Here is an 18600-nt window from a genome sequence, read left to right on the forward strand (position 1 = left end):
ACTGTGCAATAATGTAGCCAGAAGCGTTAGTATTTGGATCATTTTGTTCTTAAAAAAGGACACTATCTATAAGACTTGCGAAAACGTAATTCTCCCGCATTGAACGTTACAGTCAGACGTCTGGCGGGAGCTACAAAACCTCTCAACATTTCAAGTCCTATTTTCCAATATACAACAACAAACCCAGTACCGACATGGCACTGGGTTTGTTGTTACAGAAATTATATTCGTCTAGCTGGGCTTTCCTTACTTTAGTACAGCTTATTATCCCAGCAGTTTCAATACTGCCTGCGGTGCAGAGTTAGCTTGAGCAAGCATAGCAGTACCTGCTTGAACGAGAATCTGATTCTTGGTGAAAGAGGTCATTTCAGTTGCCATGTCAGCATCCTTGATACGGGAGTTAGCAGCCGACAGATTTTCGGAAGTTACACCTAAGCTGTTAATCGTATGCTCCAGACGGTTCTGGTAAGCACCCAGATTAGCACGATTGGTAGAAACTGTGGAAATTGCGGATTTGATCAGTGCCAGAGCGGATGCTGCAGCACTAGCGGTACTAATGGAGAGTCCGCTAATACCAAGTGCAGATGCTTTATTGCTGGACAGCGAAACTGTCAGGGATTCTCCGGAGGTCACACCGATTTGGAATTTAACCGTTGCTGCCGATTTCAAGAGAGATACACCGTTAAAGTTGGAGTTACCAGTAATCCGGTTAATTTCTTCAACAAGCTGATTTACTTCTTTTTGCAGATTTTGACGATCTTCGGTTTGGTACGTACCGTTCGCTGCTTGGTTAGCCAGCGTGTTCATACGTTGCAGCATGGAGTGAACTTCAGTCAAGTCACCTTCAGCCGTTTGCAGGAGCGAGATTCCGTCTTGAGCATTGCGTTGTGCTTGGTTCAAACCATTTACTTGGTAAATCATTTTTTCGGAAATTGCCAAGCCTGCAGCGTCGTCAGCCGCACGGTTGATGCGGTAGCCGGAAGACAGCTTTTCCATCGTCTTGCCCATTTGCGTGTTGTTGAAGCTCAGATTGCGGTTAGCGTTGATTGCGCCAACGTTAGTGTTAATAAACATACCCATCGTGATCATCCTCCGTGATTTGGTTTGATTTGCCACGTCCTTGTGGCCTAATATATATATCGGCGGATTAATGATTTAGTTTAGTGTTTTTATATCTTTTTCGAGAGGAATTTGTACTATTTTTTTTCGTCAAAGTACAATGGGACCTGATCGGTATTTGCCATTCCATAGTACGCATTCATCAGCTTGCGCTGGGACCTGGTCTGCTTCAGATTGGTGCCGACATGAGCACTGGAATTTTCGATATTCAATGTTGTCGAGTCTATATTGGTTGCGATCTCTCTCAACAGAGATACTACACTCTCCGACTCGGTAATGCCGGCACCTCTCTGGATTTCCTCCAGTTGTCGTGTGTATGCATTCCATTCCTGAAGTGTACCGTCAAACAGGGAGAGGAAATCCTCCCTCTCCCTGTTTGATTCTGCAAGTTCCACTTGTCTCTTCGAACACTCAAGCATCCCTCTAAGAATTTCTTCCAATGGACCTTCTGAAGCAAATCCTCCACTATGATCAGCCAAGGGTACCACCCTTTCCAATCTGTTCCCAAGCAGACTTCAATTCCTCAAGCATATTCACAACCTCATCGATCCCGGAGCTCTTCTTCTGAATATTGCTCTCAATTAATCGGTCGATCATGTAGAAATACAAGTTCTTGAGATTGGCTGCGAGTTCTCCCCCTTCTTTTACATTTAAAGAAGAAAGAAGCTCGTAGATAATATTCTGGGATTTCTGTAGATAGAGATTCGTATCCGAAATATTATTTGCCAACATCGCTTCCCGAGCTTTGCCGGCAAACTGTATGGCCCCATTATAGAGCATTAGCGTCAGGCGATGGGGTGAAGCAGTTTGATATTTATTTTTCTGATAGGCTTGATAGCCCGCAAGATTGGGTGATGCCAAAGGGATCAGCCCCCTGTTTCATTAGTCTGAGGATTTCGTGAAGCTAGCCAGAATACTCGACACATAGCTTTTCTGATTGTTTAAGCTGGACATAACGACTTCGAGATTGGCGTACTGCTTCTTCAACGACTCTTCTCGTTGATCCAGACGATCGCTCATATTTTGTATGGACTCACTAAGGTAAGTAATCTCGGAATCATAACCCTTAATTTTGGAGGTGATCAGTCCGTCCACACTATTGTTCCAGGACTGCAGATTGTTCTTGAACAAATCCCCCATCCCAGTTACGGTGGTTGTTACCCCTCCAGTGGTTGTTGTGGTTGTTCCACGCAGCAATTTCTGCACTCCTGCGGGATCTTCCAGCATTTTGGCCTTAAATGTAGCCGAATCAAAAGTGATTTTCCCGGTCATCAATGAAGCACTGGTAACACCCTTGTCGATTTCAAGCCCGATGTCAGAGAGTAGGTTCAATCCTTTAGTTGTTCCGATAGGCGTATTCATCCAATCGTTCAACTGACTCATCAGGTCACGAAGCAACGGGTCTCCCTGCAGAGTGAGCGAAAGGGAACCGTCGTCATTTTCGGTCGATTTCTGGGTGTTGTTTCGGATCGTTGTCACGATATCATTATAGGCAGAAACAAAAGTGTTAATCTTGGTAACGATGCTATCTGTATCCTGAGCTACCTTTACTGTCGATGATCCCGTATTAGTTAGAGTTAACGTAACACCAGGAATGGCGTCATTCACTTCATTTGTGGAACTTGTTATATCGACCCCGTTGACTTTAAGAACGGCATCGCTTGCCGCTTGTTTTTCCCCGAAATTCCATAATGATCCGGAACTTGTAACATCAATTTCATTCGCTGTACCTGTTGTATTTGAAGTTAGAACAAGTGTCTTATACCCGCTTGACGTTTGGACAACTGATGCTGTAGCTCCAACCGCTTGTTTATTAATTTGCTTTGCAATGAGATTAAGGGCTTCATCCATAGTTTTACCGTTAGCGTTAGCGCCAGTCGCAGTTAGATCAATCTCCGCTGAACCAATAACAAGCTTTGAATTCGCATCCACAGTAAATGTTCCGGAAGTAGCAAAGGAGACGCTTCCCAATACATGTTGTGTAGCCATTGAGGTCACATTTACCGAATATGTCCCTGCTACCGCGCTATCTCCGGCTGTTACCGTCATTTTAGTCGTATCTGAACTGGTTGCCGTGTTTTTGGTAAAGGCAGTAAGATCTGAAAGAGCTGTAGCTGCATCCTTCAGGGTAGCCATTTTTGTATTTAATGCTGTAAAAAAATTCTTGTAGGCTGTTGTATTGTCCTTTTTGGTCTGCAGATTGGTCAGCGGGACCTTCTCTTGCTTCATTATTGCTTCAATATAGGCCGCGGAATCAAAACCGGATGCCAAGCCTGTTATGCTTGTCGACATTTGGAAATCTCCTCCTTATCTTTCTTGAGTAATCTAAATTTTTTCATCAAAAAACATTCCGACCAATTCTTTCATCTTCACCGACAAATCAATTAAAAATTCCGGAGGCAGGCTGGTTAACACTTCTTGCGTTTGTTGATCCAGCACCTCAACATATAGTTGCTTGGCTTCGTCATTATATTTAAAGCGAAGCTCTTTTCCAGAACTGGCAATCGATTCATTCAGCTTCTTGATCTGTTCTTCGAACTTGGTCTGCTCTTCTTTTGTTTGCTCACTTCGCAGTTGCGATTTGGTGCCAAGTTCTTGCGATTGATAATCGGTAGCTGAAGTAATAGGCTTGATGTGAGCCACTGAACTGACTGTTCTGATTTTGTCTGTTTGTACAGAGTTAATTCTGTTAATATCCATTTCCATCATCCCCGCCTACATTCAAATTAATTGGATCTATAATTTTTCAGCAGGTTAAGGATTTGTTCTTGCTGCAATTGCCCTGTTTGTTCCTTAGCTGCCATATTCTCAGCAACTATTTCCTGATACAGCTCCTGTCGCAATACCTGAACGTCTTTGGGAGCAACAAAACCCAGCTTGATTTGATCGCCCTCGATGCCCAGAATTTGGACTTGAATATCGTTGCCGATTATTACGGATTCACCGATCTTACGTCTCAGCACCAACATTGAGTCGTCCTCCTTCCGGGTTTAGCGGATAACGGACAGGGAGTTTCTGATCTTTGATAATATACTGGCATCCCTTGTGAGAATAAGGAGATAGCAGTACTGGCGCCAGCAGGTTAACGTACAGCTCTTCTTCCTGGATATTGACAACCACCATAACGCCTACATCCTCGGGAGAGTTCAAGGCCAGAAGATCGATAATATCATCCGTAATCTGAAAGCTGTAGTCCACCACGGCTTCCTGAACGGGTAGCAGAAAAAAACTGACCTCCTCCTCAAGCGCATGCAGAAGAAAAAAGGAGGTTCCCTCCATGGGGAGAAGCGCGTATTCGCTAATATTGGAGACTCCAGGGATGCCTGCCTCGAATTTATAAATCTGACTGTCATCCAACTCCAGAGTGCCGTATGTCTTGCTGTTGATCTGTCTCATCTGGGGAGAACTCCTTTCGGATCCACATGGATTTCCGGCGGATAGATGCGAAAATCAATGTATACGCCTTGGCTCGGCAAGGCTTCGACAGTGACCTCTTTCTGGCCGCTCCTCATATATCGGGAATGGGCGATTGCGCCAAACACATTTTTTTCGCCGGCTGCCAGATTAGCCATACGATCACCTTCCTGAGCCTTGATCGCAATATTCTCCAACCCCTGACTCCGGGCCTCCTGCTCCAAATCTTTCATGAGCGACTGCGGCCGTTTCAAGTCCAGATCGTTATATACACTGGTCCAGTCCGTTGTAAGCTCTGCCGGTCGAAGGCGAACGGTGAGTTCAGCCGGAATATACTTCCCCCAAGTACTTGAATCGATACCTGTTGACCTCATACCGCCACCTCCATTTCATCCGGAAGGAATCAAGTCATTTTATCTCAGAAAATCAAGTAAAGACGTCTGCATAATTCTAGCGCCAGTTGACAGTGCCGACTGAAGAACAACTTCCTTCATTTTCAAATCCGTAATTACTGTTGGCACATCCACATCGGCTACATTTGCCCGCATTTCCTTCAAATTGGTCTGTTCACTCGTTATACGGTTCTCCATTAGCTCGAACCGGTTCATACGCGCACCGATCTCTGCCCATCCAAGGGAGAATCCGTCGGCGACCGCATCAATTTTGTCAAGGCTGGCGCTGATGCCGGTTGTGTCATTGGAGTCCAGAGCAGTGGCCAGATCATCCAGAACCTTGAACGCATTGTCCGTTCCCGCCTTGCCGAATATATCCTCGCCGGTAAGACTTACCGGAACCTTGACGGCAGGGCTAACATACAGACTAAATGTACCAGGGTCCGTCGATTCTCCCGCAGCGCCTGCAACGGTATACGGAGCCTGATCCGTCTTCTGCCCATTGAATAAATACCGGCCGTTGTAGGTGCTGTTGCCGATCGTCACCAGTTGTTCTTTAAGCTGCTTGATCTCCGCAGAGATAACCTTACGCTGCTCTGCATCATAGGTGCCATTCGCCGCTTGCAGCGTAAGGGTACGCGCCCGCTTCATGACATCGGATGCCTGCTGCATAAGCGCATCCATAGTCTTCAGAATTTCCGACCCGGTCTGGGCATTGTTCAGGAACTCATCGCTTCGGGCAAGATCGGTGTCGTACCGCATCTGGTAGCCGACGCCGATTGGATCGTCGCTGGGCTTGGTGATCTTTTGCCCGGTTGCCAATTGATTCTGCGACTTGGTCATACCTTCGTTAATCCTCTGCAGATTACTGACCAGCTGCATATTCTGCATAGCCCCTGTTACACGCATTATTCATATCCTCCTAATCTTAGCGGCCTACAGTCCCCATGCCATTAATGATTTTGTCGAGCATTTCATCAACAGCTGTCATCACTCGTGCAGATGCGTTATAAGCCTGTTGAAAGCGGATCATATCCGACAGTTCCTCATCCATGGACACACCGCTCACGGATTGGCGTCTTGTCTCCAGGGCCGAAGTAAGGTTCGTCTCATTATTGAAATTCCGCTCAATATTCTGCGCGCGCAATCCCAGATCCCCTGTAAGCGCCCGGAAGTAATCATCTGTCGTCCCCTGAGACAAGGAGGTCAAGTTGGCGGGGAATTGGAATACGGCATCCCTGAGGCCGACAATTGCGCTTGCGATATCGCTGTTGCCCCGGATCGTCTTATTAACTCCGCCTACTGTCTCATACTTAGAGGAGGAAGCGATCTTGTCCGTGTTGCTGACGATATCGGGATTCACCGCAAGGTTATCAATGGTGAAGTCGCCGCCATCCGATGCAACAAAGAATGGGGTTCCAGCGGTCGCCGGATTGGATAATGAATATCCCAGCTCGTGAAGCCCGTTAAAGCCATTTACCATCACCGTCATCGAAGAGGTGACTGTGGAACCCGCCGGAATGGTATTTCCAGCCAGGATTGTCGTGCCGTTGGACAATGTTACGTCATTAAGCGCAGTCATATCCTTGGGTGTCATATATCCATTATCAAGCGTAACTTTGACCGGCCCGGTAACAAGCGTCTGGACCATGCCGTTCAGCTGATTGCGAATAGTGTCAACTTCCTGGAGCGACTTGACATATCCGTTCAGTTGTCCACCTGTGGCGGTCTGGGCATTGGCGGCGGTCAATTCGGTAACGTTAACCCCATCAACAACATTCACACCGGCGGAAGTAATGCTGACCATGCCATCTGTGCCCTCTGTTACTGAAACATCCACAATGGTGGACAGCTTGTCGATCAACAGATCTCTTTGGTCGCGATAGTCGTTGGCATTATCGCCCAAGCTCTCATTTCTTCGGATAATGTCGTTCAGCTTGGCAATGTTATTGATCAAATCATTGGCTTCGGTTACTTTCTTCCCGATATTGGCATTCGTGTCTGTTGTAATGTTAGTGAGAGACTCGCCGACATGCTTGAGGGTATCCGAAAGATTCTGCGCCGATCCTACAACGGAGACACGCGCACTCAGTAGAGAAGGATCGCGGTTAAGCGTCTCCCATGAATTCCAGAAATCATCCATCACGCTGCTGAGGCCGGTGTCCGAGGGTTCGTTGATGATGTTCTGAATCGAGGTCATCGTTGTGTTCAGCACGTCGTAAGAACCAAGCGCCTGATTCTCCCGGCGATATTGAAGATCCAGATAGCTGTCTCTGACTCTTGTGATGCTGTCATACTCAACGCCTGTCCCCAATTGGCCTGCAGCCTGGCTCTTGGTCATGCCCATCTGCCAAATCGGACTTGCGGCCGAGATGTTGACTCTTTGCCTTGTGTAACCTTCCGTATTGGCATTTGCAATATTATGACCCATCGTCTGCATGCTTACGGTGTTCACCAACAAAGCTCTTTTACTTGTCTCCAGACCATGGAATGTAGATGTCATGAGAATGCAACTCCTTCATTGTTCGAGCTCTATCTATAACATTAAGCGCGGGTATCAAAAACACCGTTGCGTTTGGCAGTTCGGGCTGTATGGTTCTGATCCGGCCGGGAATAGGTCGAATCATCTTCTTCGATGTAGAGGTTAAGGGAAAAGTCGATAAAGCTTAAGGATTGAGCCACCAGAGTCTGATTCAACTCATTAATGCGTTTCAGTTCTCTTAAGTTCTCGACCAGCTTCTTCTGCACATCCAGGAGAGAGGCTTTCTCTTCAGGATCAAAGACAAGCCGGGATATTTCCGAGATCGTAAGACTTAGACGGGATTTAATTCCCTTCTCTCTCATGAATTCATGCGCCATCTCTTGCTGAACCTCTTCCTGGTTCCTGATGGTCTTGATCAAAGAGGATTCTCCGGTTGTCGTACGCAGCAATTCATCAAAGTCCCCTTTAATAAGGGCCTCTTTCTTTTGTTCGGAAAGCTGGAGCAGCTTCTCATTGAGCTCATTCAATAATTCCAGCGATTCAACCAGTTTTCGAAGGGACATCGTTTATACTCCCCTAGTCTTGTTGGATGTTCTTGAAGTAAGGAAGCAGTTTATCAGCCAGGTCCCGGGCTTCCACATTGTATGTTCCGGAAGAAACAAGTTTTTTCAGTTCTTCAATCTTTTTCGTCTTCTCAACATCTCCTGACTGCTGTGCACGCAGCATCTCAAGGGCTTCCGCAGAAATAGAGACCTCATCTTTCTTCTGCGACTTCTTAACGCTGTTAGCGGCGTTCGTCTCGGCTGTCTTCTGATAAGGATTTATACCATTGACTCTGTTGGTATCGTTAATTTTCATCGTTATCCATTCCACCTTTCATTCAAATAATAAAAAAACCGATAACCTCTTTAATAAGTTTATCGGGCAGGGTCGGGGCAATATTAATAGCTGTGCCATTATATTTTGTTGGTTATTTAGAATGATGACGGTCTTCTACCGTGAAATAGGTTGTTCCCGTCTTCTTGGGGGCAGGGGGGGTCTCCTCTTTCTTTGGAGCGTCTGCAAATCCTTTTCTAAGCCGGTTGCGGCAGTCATCGCACATATGGCTCTCACGAATGAGCCTGCCGCACACCTCACAAGGATACATCATATTCGGTGCGTTGGCGATGGAAATTCGGCCTTCTTTGATAAAGCGGGTAATTTCCTTGATGGATACTTCCGTAGCATCGGACAGCTCCTGAATATCCGTATTTTTATGTTCACGAATGTATTTGACACAAGCTTCGTATTGTTGTTCAAGTTCTTTGAGACAAGGCTGGCACAATTCCATGACATTTTTGACATATAGCCGGCCGCACCGCGGACAATTATCAAGGTTCATAATTTTTGCTGCCCCTTTCCTGAAATCTGTGCTTACAAAACATACCTCATCTTCCTAGATTACATGATTGGATTGGAATAGTCTATATGTCTATGACTCCACTCTCATGTATATTTTGTCTAACTTCTTCCAATCGATGTGACAGCGATGCAGAGTCCGAAATATTCTTCATGAGCGCGCCCAGGTTAGGCTGCTAATCTCAATGCGGCCGCCGGACGCCTCGGCCATTCGCTGGATAGCTTCAGCACATGAGTGTATAGTACTGCCCGTTGTATAGATATCATCCACAATGACAACACGGGACATCTCCCGCTCACACAGCAGACGAATAAAGGCTTCCCTCTTGTTGTTATTGAAAATAAAGGCTTCTCTCATCGCTTTTATTCGCTCAGCCCTTCCCTTATGGCTCTGCTTGCCGGTATGACGGGTCCGGACAAGCAGTTCCATTACAGGAATATCCCGTCGCAGCGATAAGCGATCTGCCAGCTTTTCCGCCTGATTGAAGCCGCGTTCCATGAGCCGGGCTTCACTTACCGGTACGGGGACGAGTAAATCTGCCTTCCATCGTGCGCTCCCTCTGGATTCCATTTCCGACTTCAACATAACATATGCGCGATCCAACATGGCGCCCAATATCTCGGCATATCTTTCGTCGCCGCGGTATTTCAAATGACCAATCCAAGCACGCATTTCACTGCTGTAAGCCACCGCGCTTCTATTCAGCAATAATGCAGAAACGTCATTGCCTCTGGCGCAATCGGGACAGCCCGTGGGCCGGCCACATTTGAGGCAGCGGGGCCTCGTGATCCAAGGGATCGATTGCTCGCAGACGCTGCAAATACCGGGAAGCAAGGCTGAAAGCCGGCGTTCTCTGCCGCAGACCAGACAAGTTCTCCCGGAAGGCGATAACAGACGATGAAAGAAACGAAGCCCCTTTCCCAAGTGATTATCGGGTATCATACTCAAATCTCCTCCTCTCGAAGATATCCCTTGCGGCGGGCGATTGTGTTCATGGTCCGGATCTGGGACCGGGCGCTTCGTTGAGCCCGGCTCCAGACTGGCGATGCGAAAACAACCCGGCCATTCGGGTCCTCTTGGGAACGGCCTGCGCGGCCGGCCATCTGAACGAGCGAGGCTTCATCAAACAGCCGGTTGTCTGCATCCAGCACAAACACATCGCTCCGTGGCACCGTCACGCCTCGTTCCAGGATCGTGGTCGTTACAAGCAGCGCAAATTCGCGGTTGCGGAAAGCCGCGACCTTGCCTGAGCGTTCCGGGTCCTGCGACGATGTCCCTTCCATTGGGATACCCGGCAGCGACCGCCGGAGCAGCCGCAGCACCCCCTCGATCTGCGCAATCCGAGTGATGAACACAAATACCTGGGCTTTCCGCTCGATGGATTTCTGAAGCGATCTGCCAAGCGCAGCCGGCAGCCTTCCCCGCTTCAGGCAATCGGTTACTGATGACATGACGAGCCGTTCGGGTACGGGAAGGGGATGACCGTGAAACCTGGCCGGCACTCTGGCATGGGCGAGCTGGCCCTGCCGGATTTCGCTCTGCATCGTGACAGGCGGAGTAGCTGACAGATACACGAAGGCGCCGCCTGGCTTGCAAGCCTTTTCAGCGGCGAAGGCAAGCATAGGGTCTCCGTGATAGGGATAAGCATCGATTTCGTCGATAATAACCAGATCGAATCCCCGATGAAAGCGGAGCAGCTGGTGGGTAGTCGCCAGCGTTAGCGCACCAGACTTCCACCGGTCCGGGCTGCCGCCGTACAGCACGCTGATGCTTGCCGCCGGAAAAGCGCGGGCAAGCCTTGGAGCCAGCTCCAGCACGACGTCGCGCCTGGGCGTGGCGATCAGCGCCCGTCCTCCGGCGGCGAGCACGGCTTCAAGGAGCGGGAACATCATTTCCGTCTTTCCCGCTCCCGTGACCGCCCAGAGCAGAAACCGGCCTGGGCGGCCGCCTGCGGAGCCGATCCGCGGCTCCGCCAGAAACCTGAGCGCGGCGCCGGCAGCTTCGGCCTGCGCCGCGCTCAGCCCCCACCGGCGCGCCAGCCCGCCGGTGCCCGGATCGGCCGTGCCACGCACGGCCGGAAGATGCGCGCTGCGCAGCAGCAGCGCGCAGGACCGGCTGCGCCCCAGCGCGAGGCAGGCCTCGCAGTAGGCGCAGCCGGCAAGGCCGCACGCGGCGCAAGCCGTGCGGCCCGTGGCGACGCTGCCGCAGCGCCGGCAGCGCGGGAGCGCGGCTGCGGCGGAATGGCGCCGCAGCCGGTTCCAGGCGCGGGCCAACGGCCCCCGCGCCGGGCCGGCGCGCTCAGCCGGCGCCGGGCCCACCGCCGCCTCGAGCAGGAGGCGGCCCTCCAGATGCGCGAGCTGGGCGGCGCTGCGCCAGTGGCCCAGCATCTCAGGGCAGCGCTCGGCCAGCAGCGACTCCACCTCTGGCTCCAGGAGGGAACGGCCGCTCAACGCGTCAGCTAGCGTATCGGCATGCTCACGCAGCCTGGATGCTTGAGGAAGCTCATCAGAATGAACCTGCCTGACAAGCTCCCTTTCGGCACTGCCAAGGATACCTGCTCCTGATAACCTCTTATCCTGATCTTCCCTCTTGCTCCGTTCCTCCCTCATTTCCCGCTCTAGCCGTTTCGCGGCATAACACCTCCATTCCGGCTCTCTCCACTCCGCCATTTCCGGAGTATCGCAAAAGCTGTCCCGAAGAAGCGCCGCCCATCCGAGCGGAAATTCAATCGAGACCAAGATCCATCGCTCCGGAATGGAGAGAGGGCCTCCGATCCCGCCGGCTTGACCGGTCCACCACAAGCAGTCGATCCGCAGATCGAGGGAGAACATTATGCTCCATTTTTGATTGAATTTTACCGCATATACCGCGACTTTCATCCTTTACCTCCTGGTTTCCTCTCCAAATAAAAAAAACACACTCTCCCGCTATGGGAAAGTGTGCTTCACTTTGGCCGTGCTTTGTTTTTGTTAGGATTCATGTGTTGATCATCGACTTTCGGATCTCCGTACATACGAGAACGGATGGATTGTGTCTTCATGCCGCAGATCGATTACGGTTTGCGCCTGAGCCGCCAAATAACCGGAAGTCACGGACTCAAACGAACTCTCCGCTTCCTTCCGTACCTGCAAATCCAAAGAGCATCCGCTGCTCTGCAGGCTCGAGATAATCCGCAAGGTTCCGTCACTAGAGCCTTCATCCAGAAGAAAGGTTACGCGCAAGCGCTTGCCAGTCAGGAAGGACTGCAGCGTCATCGCCCGGATCACGCCTTCAATAACGGATTCATGATTGCGGGCGATCAGGATGTAGTGCATCCATCTCCCCGCTTTCCCGGGCGTTCCCCGCTCTCCCAGAAGCTTGAGCGAATGAACCATTACAACCGCGGATGCATATACGGCTCCAATCCAGATTAACTGGGTTATCATGGAGATGCACCTCCCTTTGATACCACCATGATATGCCGGCGGATCGTGAGAGGTGCTTCCCGGGTTGTCTTCGCTATTTTCGCCTTGTTACAGGGTTACCCAACCGTATTTGATGGAGTTGATTACCGCTTGCGTACGGTCGTCGACCTCCATTTTTTGCAGGATGCTGCTGACATGATTCTTGACCGTCTTCTCGCTGATGAACAGGTATTCGCCGATCATCTTGTTGCTCTTGCCCTCGGCCATCAGCCGCAGCACTTCTGCTTCCCGGCGGGTTAGAGGGTTGTTATCGCCTGCCACAAATTTAACGCCTGCTTCCTTCACAGAGGTTTCGGCAATTGCTCCCGCCTCGTTCAGGTACGTCATGCGCCGCAGCTGGTTGATCAGCTTGCCTGTCACCTTGGGATGAATAAAAGCGTGTCCTTCGCAGACGGAACGGATTGCGTTAATCAGCGACTCCGCCTCCATATCCTTAAGCAGGTAGCCGTTGGCCCCTTTGCGGAGCGTTTCAAATACATAGCTTTCGTCATCATGGATCGACAGAATAATGACTTTGACTTCGGGGAACATTTCCCGCAGCTTCTCCGTAGCCTCCACGCCGTTCTCAATCGGCATATTGATATCCATCAGCACGATATCGGGCTTATTCTGATTGCAGAATTCCAGCACCTGAATGCCGTCTCCGCATTCGCCGATAACCTCGATATCGTCCTCCATATTCAAAATCCGCTTGAGACCTTCCCTGAACAGTTGATGATCATCTGCCAACAACACTTTAATAGGCATCTTGCCGGAAATTTGGTTCTCCATTAGATTACTCCTTCCCCTTGTCCACGTTCGTCGGAATATGGATGATAATTGATGTTCCCTGATTCTCGGCAGATTCGATTTCCATCCTGCCTTCCAGAAGCTCCACTCGCTCCCGCATGCCGACCAGTCCGAAGCTCTCCCGGTTGATCTGCTCATTCTTCATCTTCTGAACGTTAAAACCTATTCCATTATCCTTCACGACAATTTTGATCAATTGTGCCTGATATGTAATTTCTACTAACACATAGCTGGCAAAAGCATGTTTAACCACATTGGACAGCGCCTCCTGCACGAGCCGGTAGACCGCCGCTTCCATCGCAGACGACAAACGATGCTCTTTGCCCCGGGTTTCGAAGGAAGTACGGATCTTGGTTTTCTCCTCATAATCATGAACATATTTTCGGAGAGTGGGGATAAGCCCCAGGTCATCCAGAGCCATCGGACGCAGATCGAATATAACCTTCCGCATCTCTTCCAGACTGGAGCGAACCTGCCCTTTTAAATCTACTACTTCGCTCTGCACCAGTCCAAATTCCTGCTTCACCAGCATTCTTTCAACAATTTCTGTCCTCAGAACGAGATTGGCCAGCATCTGCGCGGGGCCGTCATGGATTTCCCTGGCAATCCGCTTGCGTTCCTCTTCCTGGGCCAGAATGATTTTGAGTCCGATCATCTGCCGGTTCTTGGCCGATTCAACAATTCTCGTCACATGGCCAAGCTCGCCGGACAAATATTTCAGGACCACGCTCATCTGGGAACCAATCGTCTCCGCCCGCTCCACCGAACTTTCCACGCTGCGCACCCGCTTATATAGCTCATCGCGCCGGTTTCTCAGATTGAGTTCCCGCTCTCTTGTAATCATAAGCTGAAGCTGGAGTTCCGTTGCCTTTTCATAGGCTATCCGAATATCTTGTTCTGTATAACGAACAAAATCACGGCTCACTTCAGTCAGTCGGATACGAGAACGGCGGTAATCAATTTCCAGTTTATCTACCTTCTGCAAGGTCTCATCCGTTTCCTGCCTTACCCGGTGCAGTTCATTTGTGAGATTTGCAAGCTCCTCGCGGGCAGCTTGCAAAATCTCATAAATTTGATACTTGCTGTCTTCCATTACATCGATCGTATTTTTGATCACACGGTCAATTGCATCGGTCTGGAATTCCACGGACAATAGCCCCATTTCTCTCGAATCATTTAATGAAAATTACTTTATATTAACATATCATGATTCGATCGTTACGGTCTTCGTTTTCTGTTCCCATTTTACAGTTAATCCAAGCTGTTCCGAAACCAGGCGAAGCGGGACTAAAGTCCTTCCTTGTAGGAGAATAGGCGCTACTTCTGCACTCTGACGCTTCCCGTTCAGTATGAACTCCTTCTTGTTCACCGTGAGTTCCATCGCTTTGGAGCCGCGAAGCACCATAATATTCTTCGCAGCGGAATTCCAGGTGGCGCTGCCGCCGAACGCGTCGAGCACATATTTAATCGGCACATAAGTTGTTCCATTCTGATTCAAAGGCGCTGAATCGATGACTTTCTTCACACCATTAACGGTCAGCGACTTTTGCCCAATCGTCATGCTGGCCGTTCCGGTTGGCAGACCCGCCTCGCTGGAAAGGGAAGGCATAACGAAAGAGATATTATCAAAAGCGACAGTACCGGTCTTGGCGCGTTCATCCTGGCCTTCTTCCACGTTTACAACGTATACTCTTTTAAGAACGGCCGGGAATTTGATGCCGTAACCCGAGAGATCAGTATTAATGGTCTTCCAACCGGTCCAGTCAATCGTCTTGGCAAGGTCAATGTAGACCGTGGAGCCCCCGGCGTCCGTGAACTCGGCGCGAAGCCAATTCAAACTCTTGTCACCCATGACATCAACCGACATGCTTGTCGCCGTCGCAGGCACCGTACGACCAGAGGTTCCATTGAGCTGAGCGTAGGCGTACATTTTACCGCTTCCTGCCGTCATGTCGTAGTTTAGTGACAGCACCTTCGAGCCGGCATGATCGCCCGTTCCCGCCGTGATCTGTGCCGTGCCCTGTACGCCCTGCGTGTTCGTCGTAAAGGCAACCGGATAGCTGACATTCTCAAAATCCTCCCAGGCTGTTGATGCAGCCGTTGTCAGAACCACTGCTGTACTGAAGCCGTCATAACGTGCAATAGCATAACCTGTCGTGACACCCGGATTGACCGAATTGATCGTGAGCTTCCCTTCCTGAACGCTGCCCTGGAACCCTACAAACTCCCATTTCAGAGAGGAGGCTGGGACGCTGATCGTAGCGCCGCTTTTTGAGATCGCTGTAACGGGCACGGAAAGGGTTGCTCCCGTTTTTAACGGACCAGTGGCCGTTCCCGGCTGCAGACTGCTCAGATCATCGCCGCCGAGCACGGTTACCTTCGTAGTAGCACTGGCGGAGCCGCTGGCCGCGGTGAGCGTTGCCGTTCCGGGTTTGACAGCCGAAGCCACGCCGCCGCTGACAGACACGCTTCCATTGCTGGATTTCCATGAAGTGTTCCCCGTAGATAATTCGATCGGATTGTAGTACGTATCATAGCCCTTCAAAGAGTACGTAGCGCTTTGCCCGACCAGCAGAACGCTGCTGCCGCTGATTTTAATTCCCTTTACCTGTCCCTGCGGAGCGTTGGTATACACCCCAAGTCCATTGACGACGCTGCGCTGTTCCGTACCATATTCGGTATCGAACGAGAGGACCGTCTGGGTCTCGGCAAGCGGCCGATCCACCATGGTAGTTGAACCTCCACCATCGAGGTTAAGCCCTTTGTATACACCTATGCTGGTCATGAAGGATTGAAGCTCAGTCAAGGACATGCCGGAGCTGTCATCATTTTTTTCCACCGCGACAATGTAGACATAACGTTCGTCCTGGGAATACCCCAGCGCCGTTCTGGCCCGGTAACCGCCAATGCTGCTGACCGAACGGGAGAAAGACGTCGCCTTGCCGTTATTGACCAGTATCGTATGTCCGCCGATCATCATTTGCAGCGTCCCCGGATCAATCGCTTGGCCAGTCGTCTTCGAACGAAGCGAATAGGCGGTTGTCAGCTTCTGTCCGACTGCCAGATGGGAAGCTACGAACTGTGCTGCAGTACCATGTGTACGCAAAATATACGCGCCCTCCGGAACCGCTATTGGAAGTGCCGCTCCCTGCGAAATCTGCGTGATCACACCATTCTCCACCAGCACCTCAGTTGGAGTCGTCGAGCTGTTCTTCGGCCGGTCCAATGCCGTCCAGGCATCGGTATATATATATGCCGCGTTAACGTGGCTGTATGTGGAGGTTCCGCCTTCCGGATTATACGCCCCCTTGTTGATTCCCGCCAGCGCCAGCTGAGAGCCGTCTTCAGCCGTTACGGTTCCATCGAATGAGAACTCGTCGATCATCGGCTTGCGGTCCGTCGTCAGCGCAAACGCATACAGACCATCCAGCTGTGACGGTGTCGAGACAAGGGTTCCCCCGGATACTTCGCCGCCGATCGGTGCTCCTTCCCCTGAAGTGTTGAAATAATCACCGTTCACCGCCGCGACAGCCCCGGTTTCCTTGGCCATGCCGCCTGTGCTCTGACGTGTAGTCAGATTGCCGTTCTTACCCGTCATTACATCAATCGAAACATAAGGGTTGTTCAAGTCGATACGGATGACATCCGCCAAACCAGAGGCCTTGCTTCCTGATCGGGTCACAGAATACTTATACTTCAGCTTGGTCGCACCGGAAGTGATAATGTCCTCACTGACTTTCGTCGCCGAGAACGACGTTGCAGCTTCGACAATTGATGCCGTGCTGTGGCTCATCAGCGGAAGCCCTTCCCCAATCACCGGCATAATCCAGATTACGCCTGCAAGCGAGGCCGCAATCCACTTTTTGGCACTTGCGTGTTTTACGAGTTTAGTCGATTTCTGCTGCGACTGATTCCACGACCCATTACTCTTCATTCCCGATTTACTCTCCCATCCATATTGTTCCCTCTCTAATTCTTATCCCAAACTTCCTTCCACAATTAATAGACTGCTTAAAAATGAAAAAGTTACGAAAAATTAACGATTTTTCGGTCATTTTATAAGAAATGGACATAAAAAAGCCTTCCGCAAAGAGCAGCTCGTTGGAGCTTTACTCTACGAAAGGCACTTAATTAGATAATTATACCGATTACAGGCCTGCCTGATCTCTCAAAATGCTCGCTTTATCCACACGTTCCCACGGCAGATCCAAATCGGTACGGCCAAAATGGCCGTAAGCCGCTGTCTGCTTATAAATCGGTCTGCGCAGGTCCAGCATCGAGATGATTCCAGCAGGACGAAGATCAAAGTTGCGGTGAACAAGCTCAACCAGCTTCTCTTCACTTATTTTGCCGGTACCATATGTATCGACATTGATGGAGACCGGATTGGCCACCCCGATGGCATAAGCCAATTGAATTTCGCATTTGTCAGCCAGTCCGGCAGCAACTAGATTTTTGGCTACATAGCGAGCCGCATAAGCCGCAGAACGGTCCACCTTCGTCGGGTCCTTGCCAGAGAAAGCCCCGCCGCCATGACGGGCGTATCCGCCGTATGTATCCACGATGATTTTGCGGCCGGTCAGACCTGCATCTCCCTGCGGTCCGCCAATGACAAAACGGCCTGTTGGATTGATGAAATATTTGGTTTCCGAATCCAGCAGCTCTTCCGGTACAACCGGCAGAATGACATGCTTCTTGATATCGGTCTGAATCTGTTCCAGGGTGATTTCTTCTGCATGCTGCGTCGAGACAACAATCGTATCCACACGAACCGGCTTGTCATCCTGGTACTCAATCGTAACCTGCGTCTTACCGTCCGGTCTCAGGTAATCCAATGTACCGTTCTTCCGCACCTCGGAAAGACGGCGGGCAATTCGGTGAGACAGAGCAATTGGAAGAGGCATTAATTCAGGTGTTTCATTCGTGGCAAAACCAAACATCAGACCTTGGTCACCCGCACCGATATTAGCAGTTTCCTCCGCAACCTGGGAAGGATCGCGATTCTCCAAAGCTGCGTTGACGCCTTGTGCAATATCGGCCGATTGTTCATTTAAAGAAGTCAGTACTGCGCAGGTATTATAGTCAAAACCATACTTGGCACGCACGTAACCAATTTCTTTTACCGTATTACGAACAATGGAGGGGATATCCACATACTCGGATTTCGTACTGATCTCGCCAATGACCAGAACAAGTCCGGTCGCAACCGATACCTCACAAGCTACACGGGCATAAGGATCATTAGTAAGAAATGCATCTAACACCGCATCCGAAATTTGGTCGCAGATCTTATCCGGATGCCCTTCCGTTACGGATTCAGAAGTAAATAAATGACGTCCTTTAACAGGCATGAATTCAACCTCCTATATAATAGGTAGAAACTGAATGCCCAGTCCTCCTATTACCATCATTTTCGCATAATTATTTACAATAAATCAAGACTTTGCAATCCACTACTTCTATTCAAGAATAAAGTCTGTCGCATCTTTTGCTGATAAGTGTTTTCGGGAAATATAAGGCCAAGTTTAGCTTGAAGGTATG

The 18600-nt window shown here is 50.1% G+C and carries 20 protein-coding genes; all 20 read right to left on the reverse strand.

Annotated features, from left to right (window positions below; translation table 11 throughout):
* Window positions 1-264: 264 nt before the first annotated feature.
* On the reverse strand, window positions 265-1080 hold the full coding sequence (locus KIH86_RS27835) for a flagellin N-terminal helical domain-containing protein (protein ID WP_223081227.1): 816 nt from the start codon (window positions 1078-1080) through the stop codon (window positions 265-267).
* 116 nt (window positions 1081-1196) lie between these two features.
* Window positions 1197-1598: a hypothetical protein gene (locus KIH86_RS27840; protein ID WP_223081228.1), complete on the reverse strand. Its 402-nt coding sequence runs from the start codon at window positions 1596-1598 to the stop codon at window positions 1197-1199.
* Window positions 1591-1980, reverse strand: a complete 390-nt coding sequence (fliS, locus tag KIH86_RS27845) for a flagellar export chaperone FliS (RefSeq protein WP_223081229.1) — start codon at window positions 1978-1980, stop codon at window positions 1591-1593. The genes KIH86_RS27840 and fliS overlap by 8 nt, the downstream gene beginning before the upstream one ends.
* Window positions 1981-2001: 21 nt before the next feature.
* Window positions 2002-3411, reverse strand: a complete 1410-nt coding sequence (fliD, locus tag KIH86_RS27850; RefSeq protein ID WP_223081230.1) for a flagellar filament capping protein FliD — start codon at window positions 3409-3411, stop codon at window positions 2002-2004.
* Window positions 3412-3444: 33 nt separating this feature from the next.
* Complete coding sequence (locus KIH86_RS27855) at window positions 3445-3819, reverse strand: flagellar protein FlaG (protein WP_235775644.1); 375 nt, start codon at window positions 3817-3819, stop codon at window positions 3445-3447.
* 26 nt (window positions 3820-3845) lie between these two features.
* A complete protein-coding gene (gene csrA / locus KIH86_RS27860; RefSeq protein WP_223081232.1) occupies window positions 3846-4088 on the reverse strand; it encodes a carbon storage regulator CsrA in 243 nt (80 codons plus the stop codon).
* Window positions 4069-4515 (reverse strand): flagellar assembly protein FliW, encoded by a 447-nt coding sequence (fliW, locus tag KIH86_RS27865; protein WP_223081233.1) that lies wholly within the window; start codon window positions 4513-4515, stop codon window positions 4069-4071. The genes csrA and fliW overlap by 20 nt, the downstream gene beginning before the upstream one ends.
* Window positions 4512-4907 (reverse strand): DUF6470 family protein, encoded by a 396-nt coding sequence (locus KIH86_RS27870; protein WP_223081234.1) that lies wholly within the window; start codon window positions 4905-4907, stop codon window positions 4512-4514. Before KIH86_RS27870 ends, fliW begins: the two co-directional genes overlap by 4 nt.
* A gap of 39 nt (window positions 4908-4946) precedes the next feature.
* Window positions 4947-5834 (reverse strand): flagellar hook-associated protein FlgL, encoded by an 888-nt coding sequence (gene flgL, locus KIH86_RS27875; RefSeq protein WP_223081235.1) that lies wholly within the window; start codon window positions 5832-5834, stop codon window positions 4947-4949.
* A gap of 19 nt (window positions 5835-5853) precedes the next feature.
* Window positions 5854-7428: a flagellar hook-associated protein FlgK gene (flgK, locus tag KIH86_RS27880; RefSeq protein ID WP_223081236.1), complete on the reverse strand. Its 1575-nt coding sequence runs from the start codon at window positions 7426-7428 to the stop codon at window positions 5854-5856.
* Between the two features lie 41 nt (window positions 7429-7469).
* On the reverse strand, window positions 7470-7970 hold the full coding sequence (locus KIH86_RS27885; protein WP_223081237.1) for a flagellar protein FlgN: 501 nt from the start codon (window positions 7968-7970) through the stop codon (window positions 7470-7472).
* A gap of 13 nt (window positions 7971-7983) precedes the next feature.
* Window positions 7984-8265 carry a flagellar biosynthesis anti-sigma factor FlgM gene (gene flgM, locus KIH86_RS27890; RefSeq protein WP_223081238.1) on the reverse strand — a complete coding sequence of 94 codons (282 nt, stop codon included), beginning with the start codon at window positions 8263-8265 and terminating at the stop codon, window positions 7984-7986.
* Window positions 8266-8377: 112 nt separating this feature from the next.
* Window positions 8378-8788, reverse strand: coding sequence for a TIGR03826 family flagellar region protein (locus KIH86_RS27895; protein ID WP_223081239.1), 411 nt, complete (start codon window positions 8786-8788; stop codon window positions 8378-8380).
* A 168-nt stretch (window positions 8789-8956) separates the two neighbouring features.
* On the reverse strand, window positions 8957-9391 hold the full coding sequence (locus KIH86_RS29710) for a ComF family protein (RefSeq protein WP_235775645.1): 435 nt from the start codon (window positions 9389-9391) through the stop codon (window positions 8957-8959).
* Between the two features lie 359 nt (window positions 9392-9750).
* A complete protein-coding gene (locus KIH86_RS27905) occupies window positions 9751-11685 on the reverse strand; it encodes a DEAD/DEAH box helicase (protein WP_223081241.1) in 1935 nt (644 codons plus the stop codon).
* A gap of 108 nt (window positions 11686-11793) precedes the next feature.
* Window positions 11794-12231, reverse strand: coding sequence for a glycosyltransferase family A protein (locus KIH86_RS27910; protein WP_223081242.1), 438 nt, complete (start codon window positions 12229-12231; stop codon window positions 11794-11796).
* A gap of 87 nt (window positions 12232-12318) precedes the next feature.
* A complete protein-coding gene (locus KIH86_RS27915; protein WP_316503071.1) occupies window positions 12319-13041 on the reverse strand; it encodes a response regulator transcription factor in 723 nt (240 codons plus the stop codon).
* 4 nt (window positions 13042-13045) lie between these two features.
* Window positions 13046-14206, reverse strand: a complete 1161-nt coding sequence (locus KIH86_RS27920; protein WP_223081243.1) for a sensor histidine kinase — start codon at window positions 14204-14206, stop codon at window positions 13046-13048.
* Between the two features lie 57 nt (window positions 14207-14263).
* A complete protein-coding gene (locus tag KIH86_RS27925) occupies window positions 14264-16993 on the reverse strand; it encodes a stalk domain-containing protein (RefSeq protein ID WP_223081244.1) in 2730 nt (909 codons plus the stop codon).
* Between the two features lie 214 nt (window positions 16994-17207).
* Complete coding sequence (metK, locus tag KIH86_RS27930; protein WP_223081245.1) at window positions 17208-18410, reverse strand: methionine adenosyltransferase; 1203 nt, start codon at window positions 18408-18410, stop codon at window positions 17208-17210.
* Between the last annotated feature and the right edge of the window lie 190 nt (window positions 18411-18600).

The sequence above is a fragment of the Paenibacillus sinensis genome, from assembly GCF_019904155.1.
In the GTDB taxonomy this organism is placed as follows: domain Bacteria; phylum Bacillota; class Bacilli; order Paenibacillales; family Paenibacillaceae; genus Paenibacillus_AQ; species Paenibacillus_AQ sinensis.

Bases quoted from the DNA above. Each gene is read 5' to 3' on its own strand.
- KIH86_RS27925 (WP_223081244.1), bottom strand. From the start codon at position 16,993: ATGAAGAGTAATGGGTCGTGGAATCAGTCGCAGCAGAAATCGACTAAA.
- KIH86_RS27915 (WP_316503071.1), bottom strand. From the start codon at position 13,041: ATGGAGAACCAAATTTCCGGCAAGATGCCTATTAAAGTGTTGTTGGCA.
- csrA (WP_223081232.1), bottom strand. From the start codon at position 4,088: ATGTTGGTGCTGAGACGTAAGATCGGTGAATCCGTAATAATCGGCAAC.
- KIH86_RS27910 (WP_223081242.1), bottom strand. From the start codon at position 12,231: ATGATAACCCAGTTAATCTGGATTGGAGCCGTATATGCATCCGCGGTT.
- KIH86_RS27885 (WP_223081237.1), bottom strand. From the start codon at position 7,970: ATGTCCCTTCGAAAACTGGTTGAATCGCTGGAATTATTGAATGAGCTC.
- KIH86_RS27855 (WP_235775644.1), bottom strand. From the start codon at position 3,819: ATGGATATTAACAGAATTAACTCTGTACAAACAGACAAAATCAGAACA.
- KIH86_RS27835 (WP_223081227.1), bottom strand. From the start codon at position 1,080: ATGGGTATGTTTATTAACACTAACGTTGGCGCAATCAACGCTAACCGC.
- KIH86_RS27895 (WP_223081239.1), bottom strand. From the start codon at position 8,788: ATGAACCTTGATAATTGTCCGCGGTGCGGCCGGCTATATGTCAAAAAT.
- flgM (WP_223081238.1), bottom strand. From the start codon at position 8,265: ATGAAAATTAACGATACCAACAGAGTCAATGGTATAAATCCTTATCAG.
- fliD (WP_223081230.1), bottom strand. From the start codon at position 3,411: ATGTCGACAAGCATAACAGGCTTGGCATCCGGTTTTGATTCCGCGGCC.
- flgK (WP_223081236.1), bottom strand. From the start codon at position 7,428: ATGACATCTACATTCCATGGTCTGGAGACAAGTAAAAGAGCTTTGTTG.
- metK (WP_223081245.1), bottom strand. From the start codon at position 18,410: ATGCCTGTTAAAGGACGTCATTTATTTACTTCTGAATCCGTAACGGAA.
- KIH86_RS27905 (WP_223081241.1), bottom strand. From the start codon at position 11,685: ATGAAAGTCGCGGTATATGCGGTAAAATTCAATCAAAAATGGAGCATA.
- KIH86_RS29710 (WP_235775645.1), bottom strand. From the start codon at position 9,391: ATGTTGAAGTCGGAAATGGAATCCAGAGGGAGCGCACGATGGAAGGCA.
- KIH86_RS27870 (WP_223081234.1), bottom strand. From the start codon at position 4,907: ATGAGGTCAACAGGTATCGATTCAAGTACTTGGGGGAAGTATATTCCG.
- flgL (WP_223081235.1), bottom strand. From the start codon at position 5,834: ATGCGTGTAACAGGGGCTATGCAGAATATGCAGCTGGTCAGTAATCTG.
- fliW (WP_223081233.1), bottom strand. From the start codon at position 4,515: ATGAGACAGATCAACAGCAAGACATACGGCACTCTGGAGTTGGATGAC.